The organism is Pseudomonas sp. PDNC002, from assembly GCF_016919445.1.
GTDB lineage: Bacteria > Pseudomonadota > Gammaproteobacteria > Pseudomonadales > Pseudomonadaceae > Pseudomonas.
Genome location: NZ_CP070356.1, coordinates 3,224,615 through 3,237,500, shown reverse-complemented (window position 1 = coordinate 3,237,500; position 12,886 = coordinate 3,224,615). Strand labels below are relative to the sequence as shown.

Below are 12,886 nucleotides of genomic sequence, written 5' to 3'. Positions count from 1 at the left end.
GTAGATGGAGCTTCACCATGCAAGGACACTTACAGGCCTGTCGTTTTCCAGCACCACACCCACCAACTGCACGCCATCCTGATCGACCGCCAACCATGGTTTGTCGCCCACGACTTCTCCGTCCTGATTAACGCCCACTCCCCTACCTCCTGCCAAAACGCATGGACCCGGAGCGGAAATGCGCCGTCATCCTGGAATACCTCAGCAGCTTCCGCGAAGAAGTGGAAGTCATCAGCGAATCCGGCGCCTACAAAGCCCTCCACCGCTTCTGGCAACCAGAACACCGCCACATCGCCAAATGGCTCGGGGACGAAGTCCTCCCTACTCTGCACGATACTCAACACATCCCCGACACAAACCCTCACTGCGCTTACATGACCTGGATCGATCAACGCATCGGCGTCATCAAGTGGCAAGGGGAAATCGGTATAGCGCGGAGGGACCTGCCAAACTTCCTGACAGAGCAGGATGATTGGGCACCGAGGGACACTCCGAGCTGGCGGTCAATATAGGGAATCTTTGCGGGGAGAGAAATGCAAAAAGGCCGATTCATTGCTGAACCGGCCTTTTCAAATTTGGTTGGGACGGAGTGATTCGAACACTCTACCCCTTGCACCCCATACAGGTAATAACCTGTGCAAGCGAATCCAGCCCGATCCTAAACAAACCCCTTAACCCTTTGATATTACTGGCCAACAGCAGCTTCATCGTCCAAAATAGCCCGAAGCGGCTCGAATAAAGCCGATATCAATTGGCAACGAATTGGCAACGAATTGGCAACCAGAGAATCTCAATTGGCAACCAATTGGCAACGGGGAAATTGATCACATGGCCAAGATTACAGACCGCCAGATGACTGCCAAACCTGGTACGAGCGACAAGTGGCTGAGCGAAGTCGCCATCTGGGGTCACGGCAGCTTGGTGGCTCGTATCACCCCAAGCGGTGAGCGCCTGTTCTATTTCCGCTACACCAACAGCGGCAGTGAGCGCATCACCTTGCCCATCGGCACATATAGTCGCGATGGCAACGAAGGCACCATGACGCTCGCCGAAGCAGGTCAGCGGGCCAAAGAGCTCGCAGGGCTTCATAAGTCAGGTGTCAGAGACGTAAAGGAACACCTTGAGGCTGAGGAAGCCGCTCGTGTGGCAGCACGCGACGCCGAAATTGCTCGAATCGCTGCAGAAAGAGCTGCTATTGAGGAAGCACAAGCTCGACAAGCCGCCAGAAAAACCGTCCAAGATCTGTTTGACCACTGGGCTAGGGTTGATCTGATTAATCGAAAAGATGGTGGCGCGGAAGTACGCCGCATGTTTCAAAAGGATGCACTGCCGTTCCTTGGCACGATGCCTGTTGATGACGTAAAGAAAGGCCACATCACCGAAGTGACAGATACCCTACTCGCACGCGGCGTCAATCGCATGGCCAAAATGATCTTTAGCCTAATGCGGCAAATGTTCCGTTTTGCAGTTGACCGAGACTTGATCGATCACGATCCAACATCGAGCATTCGCAAGGCCAAGATCGGCGGCAAGGAAGTTGAGCGCGACAGAGTGCTGAGCGAGGAAGAAATTCGCACATTGGCGAAACTTGCTCCGGAAGCCGGCTTGCTCCCCCCGACTCAAGCCGCGATCTGGATAGCACTCTCCACCTGCTGTCGCATCGGCGAGCTGATGAACGCGCGCTGGGAGAACATTGACCTGATGACGGGTAACTGGCTCATTCCTGCAGAAGACAGCAAAAATGGCAAGGCTCACAGCGTAACGCTCTCCAAATTCGCCATTCAGCAATTCAAGAGAGTCGAAGTTCTCAGTGCGGGAAGTGAATGGTGCTACCCCAACACGAAACGTACAGGCCCCGTCTGCTCGAAGACCGTTACTAAGCAGCTTGGAGACAGACAACGTCAGCCAGCACAAGGTGTTATGAGCAACCGCAGCGCCAATGCTCAAGCCTTGCTTTTGAAGAGTGGTAAATGGACCCCTCACGACCTTAGACGAACGGGCGCGACTTTAATGACTGCCTTAGGCGTGTTACCAGAGGTCGCAGAGCGCTGCCTTAACCACACTGAAGAGAACAAAGTCAAACGCACTTACCAGCGCCACAGCTACACAAAGGAAATGGCGGATGCTTGGTATAAGCTTGGAAGCCATCTTGAGTTATTAACTCATATCTGAGCATTGATTAACGGGGAACATTTCTAAGATTTAGTTGCCACCACATTAATCGCAGCCCTTGCTGCTGCCAATTAATCCCACCAACCCTAGAGAAACTCTGAATGGATCGACAATTTACCGCTCAATACCCACGCGAAAGAATTGTGCTTGACAGAGTGAAAGAAGTTGCCAGCACGACACTTGATCAAAAGCTAGGCAATATGAGCTTCATATTGGAAGATTTCTATTCGAGTAGCCTTACCACAGACACCTACAGCGAACTGAAAGCCAGCATCCAGGCCAAGCTGGGGGATGATGAAGAGCTCGTAAACCTTCTAGTCGGCTGGGAGAAAGAAATAGAAACCCAAGAAGCGCTACTAAATGTCAAAGAAATTGATTGCGCCAACAGAGAAAACATCCGCAACAAAATCGCAAGACTAAACTTCACCCTACTTATCAAGATCGCAACGCTACACACAGAGATAGCTCGTAAGGCGCAAAGAGAAAGCAAGCTAGATTTAGCCTGGGCACACACCTGCGAGGCTAATTATTACTGTGGAAAAACAGTTGAAAACTCAAAAATCGACCTGGATGCCTTAGCTACTGAGAAAGTCTCAAATCAAAATAGCGACAATGCCAAGCAAATAAACAAAAAATACGAGCCACTAAAACAATACATAGCCGACCTATTAAGAATCCACATGCCTCATGGAGGCTGGCCCTCTACAAAAGCGGCAATCTCAGCCATAACTATTCTTAAATCTGAAATAAGTGAGAGCAAGAACAAACAACCATCAACATTAATTGGAGATTTTATATTAAAAAATGAAATACCTCGAGTCCTAGATTACAGCATAGAGGATCTTTTACACAAAACCTGGATTCATGAGTCTGAGGATATTAAATCAGCTTTAAAGGACACTGTGCGCCTTCCCAGAAGGAGCTGACAGGAGCAATCTTAGCCCCAGGCTTTACTTACAAAGATATGGTGACTGCCCTAGGCCGTCCACGCCCGCTGGGAGACCTTGGCATTACCCCTCTAGTGAGCGCACGCCCTTTGGCTTTCAACTTCATGTACAGATCAGTCTTGGTCAGGTAGACCATCGCACGTCTCAAAGCATCTCGCTTCTCTCTATCAGAATGGCTAACCATCCCGATACCACAACATCTATATGCCTCCTTGGCATAATTGCAGTTGTAGTAGCTACCCATCCCCTCTGTAATAACCGCCCCCCAGTATTCACCTATTCGCTTTGCAAAAGTAATGTCCTCCCGGACCTTGCCTCCATCAAAAAAGAACATACAATGAAAGTGAAACCCCTTCTCCACCCCATACTCAAGCTTAGTCACATAGCCAAGCATATGTGCAAACAGCTTATTAGATCTCGCATTATCAAACAGCTGTTTACGGTGCTGCAGAGCAATCTCCTGATCAACCTTACAATGCTCTTTCCGGTAGGAAAAATCTATACGCAAGACAAGAATCCTAGACGAGCACTCGAACAAAGCCTTCTCATAGTTTAGGAGCCCTTGATAATTTTTATTAGCAGAGCGATGAAAGCTATTCAGTTGTTTCTTAAACGCTGGGGAACGTCCTTCCTCTCGAATTTTATCAATCAGGACATTGAGAGCCTCAAGCACCTGTAAACTTTCGCCACCGCGCCTCACATGACCTAGGAACATGGCTACGGTTGGCCAATCCATCTCTTCAATGATCAACTTCGAATACGGCTCCAGAGCATAGACCTTATCAATTTTTCTATAGCCATATTTGATCAACTTGATAAACCGTTCACCAGTAGCCTCTGGCACAATCTTACCGCAACTCATCCTAAACGCCGTGCCTGAGCTACAGACAATACCCTTAGCCATCTCAGAAAACTTCTTAAAGAAAAGAATTGTCCCCACATCCACACCACCTGCCTTAAACAACCCATTCACCCCTCTTGCCATGGCCCCTTTACTCAACAAGGCCATATAGCTCTCATCACGCCCACAACAATCCATCACCACACTCCACTAGAACGCTCAAGCTAGACCGGCGCTTTGATTATTAAGAAATAATTGGCTATCTAGCCAATTAAACCCACACAACGCAAACATCTAAACCACCATCAAATTAACTTAATTGCCTCGAAACCAATCGAGCCATAGCTTACATCTCAATACAGCACGACCTATATCGCCCACCGCCCACACACTCACACCTCACAATCAAGCACACCGATACAACTTAATTAATTCAAATCCAACACAACACCCAATGCAGCCTCACTATTTAATTGATACACATTAATAACATACAAACCAAAAACAAAATTCGATAAATACTCCCCGCAACCCGCACGACACGGATCAGGAACAATTGAAAAACAGTTATTTTATATACGGAGTTAGTGCTTAACCGAGATAAAAGGCTCTATTGGCCATGCCTGTCTCGCACCGCAATACGCTGGGTTATAAAGTCGTCTATATCTGCGGAAATCCACCCAATCGAGGCCCTCCCAAGCCTAATAGGTCTTGGAAAAGTGCTGTCATAACGTGGCGACTTGATATCCATCCAGTCATATACAGCAGACCGACTGATGCCCAACTTTGCGGTCACATCCTGCATCCTCAAAATGCATGACGAGCTATTGGTACCTACTGCCATCGCATGTTTCCCTTCTATGCCCAAACGATGTGAAAAAGGTATATCCAGCCCGTCCGCCCAACAATTCCGATACGACGTGTAGAATTTTTTTCTTGTATCCATTGCCCCCGCTGACCACAGTGCCGCCTCGGCAGCTATCCGCAGCGATTGCCTCCCCCTCGACACCTTTCGCCTTGAAAGTTGACTACTATTCGGCTCGCGCACCTCCAACGGTGGCTCTGATTAGCGTCGGCAGCACGAGCAGCAGCCCCCTCAATGGCGTGTATGGACAGGGTCTACGCGGCTAGACAGGGCAAACATCCACGTGCAGCGCAAGTGTGGGATAGCAGAAAATACGTGCAACCTTTGTGTGGACTGCGGCGACCACGAGGCCACTACCGCGACGATGTTAGCGACATGATGCTGCGGGCTGTCGAGCAGCACATCGGCCGAGTCGCATGTATCGCTGGTGTTGCGGCTGAACGTCCTCAATAGCGCCCCTGTAGACGACTTGGAGGCGCTGAGAACTAACTTTTCCACCGTAGGAACCAACTTTTTGCATGGGGGAACTAACTTTCTCCCCTCAGAGCCGCCCCCTTACCCCAGCCACTGCCGATTCCACTTTTTTCCACATCTATATCACTGCACTGAACCCACACCATGGAGCCCCAGCCATGTCATTGCAGTGCTTCAGATACCCTCCCTCGAAGAACTCCCAATTCGCAACAGCCATAAAGATCGCCTGCACCATCATCCCTATCGGTATCGCTTTTCGCGGCCTTCTACCAACTCCGCTCGGGAGTACGGTGATGCTGACGACGGGCCTACTAGCAATGCCTTTAGGAGCCGGACTGCGCACGCTGGCCGGCGCACTGCTCGGTTGCCTACCCAGCTGTATTGACCAGTGCTCAGCCGTCCGTCAGCCACCCATAAATCACACCCTAGCTGACAGCTTCTGGCTGAACTGCGGCTATCGCATCAGCGTTCGCTACTAACCATCTCCCGCTCACCTCTCCTAAACCGCAACAGATCGTCTTCACTGTGCGCGGCGTTTTTATGCCCCCAAGGAATCTCTCTTATGGCTCATCAAATCGAACAAATGGCATATGTCGGTGCAACGCCGTGGCACGGCCTCGGCAACCGCCTCACTCAGAAGCAACCGCTGGAAGTCTGGCAACGTGAAGCAGGAATGAACTGGCAGATCCAGGAAAGCCCAGTGCATTTCAAGTCGGATGCCGTCGGCCACCTGGGTACCATCCATTCATTCCCGGAACAGAAGGTGCTCTTTCGCTCGGACACCAAGGCGCCACTGTCGGTGGTTTCCAACCGCTACCACACGGTGCAACCGCGTGAGGTGCTGGAGTTCTACCGCGATCTCACCGAGGTCTCCGGCTACGAGTTGGAAACGGCCGGCGTGCTCAAGGGCGGACGCAAGTTCTGGGCACTGGCACGTACTGGCCAAGGTTCTGCACTTAAGGGCAACGACCAGGTTAACGGCTATCTGCTGCTGGCCACGTCATGTGATGGAACACTGGCCACCACAGCCACGCCCACCACCGTACGCGTCGTCTGCAACAACACCCTGACCGTTGCCCTGGACGGTACGTCCCGCGCAATCAAAGTGCCGCACAACACCCGCTTCGATCCCAAGGTGGTGAAGAAAAAACTCGGCATCGCCGTCTCGCAATGGGACGACTTCATGTACCGCATGCGTGCATTGGCTGAACGCAAGGTTCAGTGGCATGAGGCGCTGGGTTTCTTTATGAATGTGCTGTGTGAAACCTCACCGACTGGTGTCCTGCCGGAAGTACTGCCCAACGAGCGCGCCCTGCGTAAGGTGCAAAGCCTGTACGAAGGACGTGGACGCGGCAGCACGCTGGAGTCAGCCAACGGTACTGCTTGGGGTCTACTTAACTCGGTGACCGAGTTCGTCGACCACGAGCGCCGAGCACGTAGCAACGAGTACCGCATGGACTCGGCCTGGTTCGGCCAAGGGGCGCAGATAAAACAACGCGCGCTGGACGCTGCTCTGCAAATGGTCGCCTGACCACTCTTCTCCTCCACCCACGACGCCCGGTCGGCCTTGCGCTGATCGGGCGTTTTTATGTCCGCAAGGTGATCCGATGAAAGCGACCCCGTTGAGCAACAAGGGCAAGGTACGCCCGGCGCTGCGCCTGATCAGTACCAAGGAGCTCCCCCGAGAAGACTGGCTCTCCGTGCGCAAGCAAGGCATCGGTAGCTCGGATGCCGCCGCCGCGGTCGGCCTCAATCCCTACAAATCACAACTGGAGCTGTGGCTGGAAAAGACCGGTCGCGATGCTGGCATGCCCAAGGCCGATCCCCAGGATGAGGAAAGCCCGATGTACTGGGGCAATGTCCTAGAGCCCATCGTCGCCTGGCACTATAGCAAGCGCACGAAGAACAAGGTTCGGCGCATCAACGCCGTGCTACAGCATCCTGATCCCGAGCTGCCCTGGATGCTTGCCAACATCGACCGTGAGGTAATCGGTGCTGACGACGTGCAAATTCTCGAATGCAAGACCGCCGGCATAAACGGGGCACGCCTCTGGAAAGAAGGCGTACCCGAGTATGTGCAATTGCAGGTGATGCATCAGCTTGCAGTAACCGGCAAGCAGGCCGCCGATGTCGCCATATTGATCGGTGGTCAAACGCTGGAAATCCATCGCATCGAACGGGACGAGCAGATGATCGCTCGCCTGATTGAACTGGAGCGGCGGTTCTGGCTGTACGTGGAAACCGACACGCCCCCGTCTGCCGACGGCAGCGCGTCGGCCGAGCTCGCCTTGCGTTGCCTCTACCCCGAGGACAACGGCCAGGCAGTGGACTTCAGTGGCAATGCCGGACTGGCAGCCGCCTACCTGGAACTCAAGGCCGTGCGCCAATCCATCAGCGACAAGGAAAAGCGTGAGGCCCAGCTCAAGCAGATGTTGCAGCAGGCAATGGGTGATGCGATGCGGGCGGAGTTCTCCAACGGTTACATCAGTTGGAAGAAATCCAAGGACAGCACCGTGCTCGATGTCGAGCGCATGCTGAAGGACAAGCCCTATCTGCAGGCTCGCTACACCAAAATCAAGGAAGGCAGTCGCCGCTTCCTCATCAACTAACCCTCTTCCTCCCCATCCCCTCTTGGCCACCTGGGCTCACGCCCAGTGGCCTTTTTTCGTTTCCAGGAGAACCACCATGTTGAAAGGTTTGGCTCTGACGCCCCCAGTCCTCGGGCGCATTTCCATCGGCAAGGTCATCGAGAAGAACGGCAAGCGCCTGCCGGAGAAAGATGACCAGTTCACGCTCACCAGCCAGATACAAAGCCGAGACGGTTGGTTGCTGCACCCACTCAATGAAGAACTGCGTCAGGGCAAGGAGGACAAGCTGCGCAGCATTCCGATTCGTTTGATGTTCAACGAGCCGGAGCTCAATTTCCGCGCTGACTACACCCTGTTCGACCGGCAGACTGGGCGGCCGCTGTGCATCGGTAATGGCGAGACCTGTAAACGCGTCACCCAGGATGGCATGCAGTCACTGCCCTGCCCCTCACCCGACACCTGCCCCTTGGCTAAGGGCGGCGCCTGCAAACCCTACGGTCGGCTAAACGTGGTCATTGGCGACGAGGATCCGCTCGGCAGCTTCGTATTCCGCACCACGGGCTTCAACAGCATCCGCACCTTGACTGCACGCCTGCATTACTTTCAAGCCATCTCGGGCAACCGCCTTGCATGCCTGCCGCTGGAGCTACGGCTGCGCGGCAAGTCAACTCGGCAGAGCCATGGCACGCCGATCTTCTACGTCGATCTCACGCTGCGCAGTGGCATGGGCATGGAGGAAGCCCTGCTCAGCGCCAAACAACTGGATGCAACCAGGTTGGCTGCAGGCTTTGACCAAGCGGCATTGGACGCTACTGCCAGCCAGGGTTTGGGCAACGGAGCCTTCGAGGACAGCGAGGAAGATGGCGGCGCTGTGATCGAAGAGTTTTATCCAGTGACGGCCGAACCCTCTAGTCCCCAGGAACCCAGCAGCGGCCTCCCCCAAGCCGTGCGCAGCAGTCTGGCTGACAAGCTCGAGGCCCAGGCGCTTAAGCAATTTGAAGACAACACAGCACCCCAGTAGCCACCCATTCAGGCAGGCGCTGCCTTCCACCTCGCCTAGGAGCCCCCCATGAAACTCCACAAACTCAAGGCCGGTGAAACCGCTGGCACCTATGTCGTCGACTCACCCGTCAGTGAAAACGACATCCTGCTGATGGCTCAGCAATTGGCCAACAACCGACTGACCAAGGGCCGGGCTCTTACCGACCCGAGGCAAGTCTTCGAGCACCTGCAAACACTGCTGCAGCACCACGAGCACGAGGTATTCGCCCTGCTGTTGCTCGACAGCAAACATCGGGTCATCGCATTTCGCGAGCTGTTTCGCGGGACTCTCGACGGCGCCAGCGTGTACCCCCGTGAAGTGGTCAAGACCGCCCTGGACCACAACGCTGCAGCGGTAATCCTCGTACACAACCACCCCTCTGGAGATCCTGAGCCCAGTCAGGCTGACCGCCGCCTGACCACCACGCTACAGGCAGCACTCAACCTGGTGGGTACCCGGACGCTGGATCACATCATCGTGGGCAACGAGGGCTGCGTGTCCCTAGCAGAACTGGGCGCTCTCTAGCACCGGCTTCCAGATCGACGCCCGGCCTGGCAGTCAATCCACTTCATCCATCACTACGGAGAAAACTAATGGCCGCCCTACGTCTTCTTGTATCTGCGTTTGCCTTCACAGGGGTTCTTGCCGGCTGCATCGCAGCAGTCTTGCTGCTGATCCTGATGTGGCGCTTCCCACCCCTGCTGCTAGCTCTGCTCGCCGCACTCTGGCTGTTCAGCCTCTTACCTGATCACAACGGCCATTGAGCAGTCTTTCAAAGCGCCCTCCACCGCCCAGCCTTCAGCCGCCTTGCACGACCACCCACCCCGCTACGCTCTCCATTTACGCCGGAGTCTTCACGATGAATAGACACTGTTTGATATGCGAATCAGGCGCCATCCTGACCAAAGATGCGGCGGTAGGCATCGTCCTGCTGGTGGGTATTGCCGGAGGCTGGCTGCAAGCCGTCCACCAAGCACGTAAGGACGCACAGGGCCGTACGTGCTCTGCAATCGAGCAGTGCTACAACCTGCTGCTGGCAGGACTGGCTTCAGTTGTTCCCAGCTATCACTCAGCCTTGCCGGTAGCCGCGGATGTCACTCGATACCAGTTCGGGAGCTTCGACTGTCATTGCTTGCGGTGCGGCGCGATCTTCAATGAAGCGGAACAAGGGTGAACTACCACCCTCGCGAGAAGGCACTTCAGTGAGGACCGAGGTGTTCTACCAGACGTTCGACCACATCCATCACGAGCTGGCGATCATGAGGACTGAGTGTGGACAGAAGGTCATGGAGCCGCATCATCTGGTCATCCGGGTGCGGGCTGGCCTCCGTCAACAACTCCGCCACGCCACATTCGAACACCGCTGCGAACTCGAGCAATCGGGCGATATTAGGGACTACCTTGCCACGCTCAATACGTGACACCGCCTCGTTGCCAATGCGCAATTGCTCAGCCACTTGCTCCTGAGTCAATCCCTTGCGAATCCGCTGTTTGGCAATCGCTTGCCCCACCAATCCAGCCAGGTTGTTTTGATCAGTCTCTGTCACGACGCCCTCCCATCTCAACTCAGATGGTTGGGCAATCAACCCATTGACATGAAGGACTTATAAGGTTGAGCATTCAACCTATAAAGCAAACAGCCCTCATCTGAGCACAGCAGATGCCAGGTGGATCTACGCGATAAGGAAGTCCTCCCGCATGCAACTTCATTCTGATCCCGGTACCACGCCACATCGGTATCGGCTCTAGACGCCTCTCCTGATTGGTCCAGCCCAAACAATCTCTATCCCACGAGGAATGCCACGTGAAACGAATAATGCTTGCCGCAACCCTGCTGCTGGCCACCGCAGTACAAGCCGAAGAAATGATGTTCTACGAACGCCCGTCTTTCATGGCGGAATCCATGCCGCTGAAGATCGACTGCTCGATGTCCACTGAGCACTACGGTCGCTGCCTGGCTGACTACAAAGCACCAGCGTCAGTGGTGGTGAAAGTTACTGACCAATCCGGTCAGCGGGTGCAGGTGAAGGAAGTAAACCCACTGATCACAGTGACCTGCCGGCAGAGCATCTGTGCGAACGACCGTACCGGCGAGCCGGTAGGTGAAGTCGACATGTCCGCGCTTGATCCTTCGTACACCATCAGTTGGACCATGATCGACGGCTACTACCTCGTTCACGATCCGAAGACCGGAGTGTGGGCATACAAGCGTGGCTTCGGCCCGAAAGCTGATAAATACCCGCCGTACGCCATCTTCACCGAGCCGGTTCAGAAGATGTCATCGAATACCGACAGCAACACCTACGACGTCACCTGCCTGCCCAACTCCGACACCTGTGACTTTAAGGGCCAACAGGTAACTCGCCAGGAGTTGGTCAAGCTGATTCCGAAGAAGAACAGCCAGTGGTGTGATAACGAGTTCTGTTATGCCACTGAGTTCTTCGAGGGGGTGATCGGTATCAACCCTGATGGGTATCTTTAATTACGGAGATCCGGCAATGACCATGGAAAATGAAAATCCCCAAGACCTGCCTGAAGACGATGACAGTCAGGAGCTTCCCGTTAACCCTGCCGTCGTCGGTTGGGGTGTAGCCGCCGTCATCTTTGCGATCCTTGCTCTCACCTTCAACGACTCTCCCCTGGTGCTGGGGGCAGGCTTCTTTGCCAAATTCGTGGCCTTCTTGGTGGGCTCCGTGCTCGGCTGGATCGGCGCACTGATTGGCGATGCCATCAGGAAATTCGCAAGCCCCGATGCCATCTACACGTCAGGAGGGGTAGCGAGCATAGTCTGGGCGAAGCTGTTCTGGATCTGTGGGCCGCAAGTGATTGGCCTGCTTGCCGGGGTATTCATCGGCTGTGCCATCGTGCTTGGGTGACACGCCCCATGAAGCAGCTAACCGTAAGCCTATTGCTCCTAGCCGCACTAGCCGGATGCTCTGACGAGAACTCCAAGGCCAGAGGGCAGTTCATTGCTGGATGCATGCATGGCGGGGCGGAGAAATCAGTCTGTGCATGCACTTTCGAAAAACTTGAAGAGAAGTACACCCCTGCAGAGCTGGATGCGCTCAGCGACACCACTCAGGTTCCGTCAGAGGATAAATTTGGATTCGTTGTTCAATTCCTCCTCCAGTGCAAACCAGAATAGCCAATACCCTTCTCACGGCTGGGGGCCCAGCGATGGGCTCTCAGCCATGAGTTATTCATTTATTTTTTGCCATGACTAAACCGAAGTAACGCTGCCCATCAACGCACCACGCAGTCCATCCGCCCTCAATAACACGAGCTAACGTGAGGTCGTATAAGAGCTGCCGACAGAACATAAATTTAGAGACGGCGGATATCAAAGCATTCCTGTCAACTTGGCCAATACGGCCACGACGTACCCGCTAATAATAGATAGACCGATGATCCCCCATGGACGAGTCCACCACTCCCCCTCAGGATTCGGTGGCATAGGTTGTTGGAAGATGTTGATCTGCCCAATAGTGTTGGCAGAGATTGTTGTGTCGGCTGCTACACGACTCTGCATCATCGAACTGCGCCACTGAAGATCTTCGACGCGATCAATCTGACGCTGAATGCGCCCACGAAGTCGTCGTCCGGCAAGGACAAGCTGTTTGCCTACGATCATGGCACCGACAAGTCCCAGGAAAAGAAGGTTGCCGTAGGTAAATGGGTCTGTTTGATCGATGGTTGGCACGTTATGCCAGACAAAACCGATGTAGGGCGCGGTTACTTGATAGATTGCTGCAATAAAATTTTGGATCATCGCGCCAAGCCGCCACAGCAGAGCCGAATCGCTCATAGTTTGCGCGGTGCGATAGATCACCATAAGCAAGCTGACAAAGTAGAAAGTTGCACCGCCGAATAGTAGCGCACCGCCAACGCCCCGTTGGATTCGAGAGTGCGTTACTGCCTGCTGTATATTCATTCGCTTTCCTTGTGAAGTGCCACCGA

Annotated in this window: 14 protein-coding genes; 10 read left to right on the top strand and 4 right to left on the bottom strand. The window is 54.1% G+C overall.

Going from position 1 to position 12,886, the window contains the following annotated elements:
- Positions 1-828 precede the first annotated feature (828 nt).
- Both JVX91_RS14955 and JVX91_RS14950 read left to right on the top strand, forming a co-directional pair.
- Positions 829-2,172 carry a site-specific integrase gene (locus JVX91_RS14955; RefSeq protein WP_205335000.1) on the top strand — a complete coding sequence of 448 codons (1,344 nt, stop codon included), beginning with the start codon at positions 829-831 and terminating at the stop codon, positions 2,170-2,172.
- Between the two features lie 101 nt (positions 2,173-2,273).
- Positions 2,274-3,098 carry a hypothetical protein gene (locus tag JVX91_RS14950; RefSeq protein WP_205334999.1) on the top strand — a complete coding sequence of 275 codons (825 nt, stop codon included), beginning with the start codon at positions 2,274-2,276 and terminating at the stop codon, positions 3,096-3,098.
- Between the two features lie 28 nt (positions 3,099-3,126).
- Here the strand turns inward: JVX91_RS14950 and JVX91_RS14945 are convergent, their stop codons facing one another.
- On the bottom strand, positions 3,127-4,128 hold the full coding sequence (locus JVX91_RS14945) for an inovirus-type Gp2 protein (protein ID WP_205334998.1): 1,002 nt from the start codon (positions 4,126-4,128) through the stop codon (positions 3,127-3,129).
- A gap of 442 nt (positions 4,129-4,570) precedes the next feature.
- Positions 4,571-4,765 carry an AlpA family phage regulatory protein gene (locus JVX91_RS14940; RefSeq protein ID WP_240201776.1) on the bottom strand — a complete coding sequence of 65 codons (195 nt, stop codon included), beginning with the start codon at positions 4,763-4,765 and terminating at the stop codon, positions 4,571-4,573.
- A gap of 1,096 nt (positions 4,766-5,861) precedes the next feature.
- Here JVX91_RS14940 and JVX91_RS14935 point away from each other — a divergent pair.
- The 6 genes from JVX91_RS14935 (at position 5,862) to JVX91_RS14910 (ending at position 10,103) form a co-directional block, all read left to right on the top strand.
- Complete coding sequence (locus tag JVX91_RS14935; RefSeq protein WP_205334996.1) at positions 5,862-6,830, top strand: DUF932 domain-containing protein; 969 nt, start codon at positions 5,862-5,864, stop codon at positions 6,828-6,830.
- Positions 6,831-6,906: 76 nt separating this feature from the next.
- Entirely contained in the window at positions 6,907-7,908 is a 1,002-nt protein-coding gene (locus JVX91_RS14930; RefSeq protein ID WP_205334995.1) for a lambda-exonuclease family protein, read from the top strand.
- 76 nt (positions 7,909-7,984) lie between these two features.
- Positions 7,985-8,908, top strand: a complete 924-nt coding sequence (locus JVX91_RS14925; protein WP_205334994.1) for a hydrolase or metal-binding protein — start codon at positions 7,985-7,987, stop codon at positions 8,906-8,908.
- A 48-nt stretch (positions 8,909-8,956) separates the two neighbouring features.
- Complete coding sequence (gene radC / locus JVX91_RS14920) at positions 8,957-9,454, top strand: DNA repair protein RadC (protein WP_205334993.1); 498 nt, start codon at positions 8,957-8,959, stop codon at positions 9,452-9,454.
- A 68-nt stretch (positions 9,455-9,522) separates the two neighbouring features.
- Complete coding sequence (locus JVX91_RS14915; RefSeq protein WP_205334992.1) at positions 9,523-9,693, top strand: hypothetical protein; 171 nt, start codon at positions 9,523-9,525, stop codon at positions 9,691-9,693.
- A gap of 95 nt (positions 9,694-9,788) precedes the next feature.
- Entirely contained in the window at positions 9,789-10,103 is a 315-nt protein-coding gene (locus JVX91_RS14910; protein ID WP_205334991.1) for a hypothetical protein, read from the top strand.
- Between the two features lie 25 nt (positions 10,104-10,128).
- Here JVX91_RS14910 and JVX91_RS14905 read toward each other — a convergent pair whose 3' ends face one another.
- Entirely contained in the window at positions 10,129-10,476 is a 348-nt protein-coding gene (locus JVX91_RS14905) for a helix-turn-helix transcriptional regulator (RefSeq protein ID WP_205334990.1), read from the bottom strand.
- A 257-nt stretch (positions 10,477-10,733) separates the two neighbouring features.
- Here JVX91_RS14905 and JVX91_RS14900 point away from each other — a divergent pair, with 257 nt between their 5' ends.
- Together JVX91_RS14900 and JVX91_RS14895 are read left to right on the top strand one after the other, a co-directional pair.
- A complete protein-coding gene (locus JVX91_RS14900; RefSeq protein ID WP_205334989.1) occupies positions 10,734-11,411 on the top strand; it encodes a hypothetical protein in 678 nt (225 codons plus the stop codon).
- Positions 11,412-11,427: 16 nt separating this feature from the next.
- Positions 11,428-11,805, top strand: a complete 378-nt coding sequence (locus JVX91_RS14895) for a hypothetical protein (protein WP_205334988.1) — start codon at positions 11,428-11,430, stop codon at positions 11,803-11,805.
- A gap of 464 nt (positions 11,806-12,269) precedes the next feature.
- On the opposite strand, the gene JVX91_RS14890 is transcribed toward JVX91_RS14895, so the two are convergent.
- Complete coding sequence (locus tag JVX91_RS14890; protein ID WP_205334987.1) at positions 12,270-12,860, bottom strand: hypothetical protein; 591 nt, start codon at positions 12,858-12,860, stop codon at positions 12,270-12,272.
- Positions 12,861-12,886 lie beyond the last annotated feature (26 nt).

What these genes read in the sequence shown, in the direction of transcription:
- JVX91_RS14930 (WP_205334995.1), top strand. Translation starts at nt 6,907, where the DNA reads ATGAAAGCGACCCCGTTGAGCAACAAGGGCAAGGTACGCCCGGCGCTG.
- JVX91_RS14910 (WP_205334991.1), top strand. Translation starts at nt 9,789, where the DNA reads ATGAATAGACACTGTTTGATATGCGAATCAGGCGCCATCCTGACCAAA.
- JVX91_RS14950 (WP_205334999.1), top strand. Translation starts at nt 2,274, where the DNA reads ATGGATCGACAATTTACCGCTCAATACCCACGCGAAAGAATTGTGCTT.
- JVX91_RS14915 (WP_205334992.1), top strand. Translation starts at nt 9,523, where the DNA reads ATGGCCGCCCTACGTCTTCTTGTATCTGCGTTTGCCTTCACAGGGGTT.
- JVX91_RS14935 (WP_205334996.1), top strand. Translation starts at nt 5,862, where the DNA reads ATGGCTCATCAAATCGAACAAATGGCATATGTCGGTGCAACGCCGTGG.
- JVX91_RS14895 (WP_205334988.1), top strand. Translation starts at nt 11,428, where the DNA reads ATGACCATGGAAAATGAAAATCCCCAAGACCTGCCTGAAGACGATGAC.
- JVX91_RS14955 (WP_205335000.1), top strand. Translation starts at nt 829, where the DNA reads ATGGCCAAGATTACAGACCGCCAGATGACTGCCAAACCTGGTACGAGC.
- radC (WP_205334993.1), top strand. Translation starts at nt 8,957, where the DNA reads ATGAAACTCCACAAACTCAAGGCCGGTGAAACCGCTGGCACCTATGTC.
- JVX91_RS14945 (WP_205334998.1), bottom strand. Translation starts at nt 4,128, where the DNA reads ATGGCCTTGTTGAGTAAAGGGGCCATGGCAAGAGGGGTGAATGGGTTG.
- JVX91_RS14925 (WP_205334994.1), top strand. Translation starts at nt 7,985, where the DNA reads ATGTTGAAAGGTTTGGCTCTGACGCCCCCAGTCCTCGGGCGCATTTCC.
- JVX91_RS14940 (WP_240201776.1), bottom strand. Translation starts at nt 4,765, where the DNA reads ATGCAGGATGTGACCGCAAAGTTGGGCATCAGTCGGTCTGCTGTATAT.
- JVX91_RS14890 (WP_205334987.1), bottom strand. Translation starts at nt 12,860, where the DNA reads ATGAATATACAGCAGGCAGTAACGCACTCTCGAATCCAACGGGGCGTT.